A 1305-nucleotide genomic window follows, 5' to 3' on the forward strand; every position below is an offset into this window, starting at 1 on the left:
CGCCTACTCTGGCGGTGCCACACGGGTGGGGAATTCAGATGAGCATCACTGGGGAATTTCGATGAGCGCCGTCATCGAAGCCCCTCTAGTCTTGCAACCCTCGATCGTCGGCCCTTCAGCACGAGGTCCCCGTAGACGCGTCCGGTCGCCTCGTGCGACACTCGTCGGCCAAAACGATGTCAGACGCATCGGCAACAGCAACCGGCAGCGTCGGCGCACAATCGTCACGGAAAATGGCGCAAGATCCCAAGCGTTTGAAGTCAGTTCATCGAACACAACGTGCTCGCCGGGGGAGCAGCGGGGAGTCAGCACGAAGCGGTCGAGTTCAGCCACAATGAATGGCGACACGGAGTCGAACCTTTGCCGACCCTATGGTGGAACCATGCGCAACACAGGGGGACCGGCTGGGGGCGTGGACGAGGATTGGGTCCGCGGCTTGGCTGCTGTGTCGACGGACTTGACAGATGCGACGGCTCCCCGAGCATGTGCGGCTGCTGTGGATGTTCTGGGCCCGACGCTCACCGCCTGGACAATTTCTGCGGCGGCGACAAGTTCAGTCCAAACTCACCGACGCACAGATCCGTGGCGAACTCGAACTGACCGGGCAGGAAGCACCCGCGCTGGATGTGAATCGCCCCGGGTTTGTCGGAGGCTCTGATGTGTCCTGGGTTCGGTGGTGTCGCCATACTTGGTTTCAGGCCACAGGTTGGGTTGATTGGTGTAGCAGTTCGAACTCTATCGGAGTGCGCATCCCGAGGGCGGAATGGCGGCGCTCGCGGTTGTGGAAGACTTCCAGGTAGTCGAAGATCGCGTTGGCTAGTTCGATTCTCGTCTTCCAACGTTTGCGGTTGAGTAGCTCGGTTTGCATTCTGCCCCAGAATGATTCGATCATCGCATTGTCGTAGCAGTCACCGATCGAACCCATCGACGGGACCAAACCGGCCCGCTTAGCCCGATCGGTGAACGCCCAGGAGGTGAATTGCACTCCGTGGTCGGAATGAATGATCCCACCGGCCTGGGGGTCGCGGTTGCCAATCGCCATGCCCAGCGCGTTGGTGACCAGTGCCGCGGTCTGACTCGAATCGATCGACCAGCCGACCACACGCCGGGAGAAGGTGTCCAGCACCACCGCGCAATACACCTTACCTTCGTATGTGCGATGCTCAGTGATATCAGTGACCCACAACCGATTCGGAGCATCACGGGTGAACATCCGTTCCACCAGATCTGAATCGCCCCGGGTTTGCTGGAGGCTCGGTTAGTTGGTTCCGGCCTCTGCTGGGACCGGGTTCTCACGGTAGCTGG

General features: G+C 60.5%; 1 pseudogene. It reads right to left on the minus strand.

Annotated elements, in window-relative coordinates:
- Nucleotides 1-694: 694 nt before the first annotated feature.
- A pseudogene (locus A5777_RS02220) lies at nucleotides 695-1228 on the minus strand (IS3 family transposase); the annotation flags it as partial.
- Between the last annotated feature and the right edge of the window lie 77 nt (nucleotides 1229-1305).

The organism is Gordonia sp. 852002-10350_SCH5691597, from assembly GCF_001665715.1.
Classification (GTDB): domain Bacteria; phylum Actinomycetota; class Actinomycetes; order Mycobacteriales; family Mycobacteriaceae; genus Gordonia; species Gordonia sputi.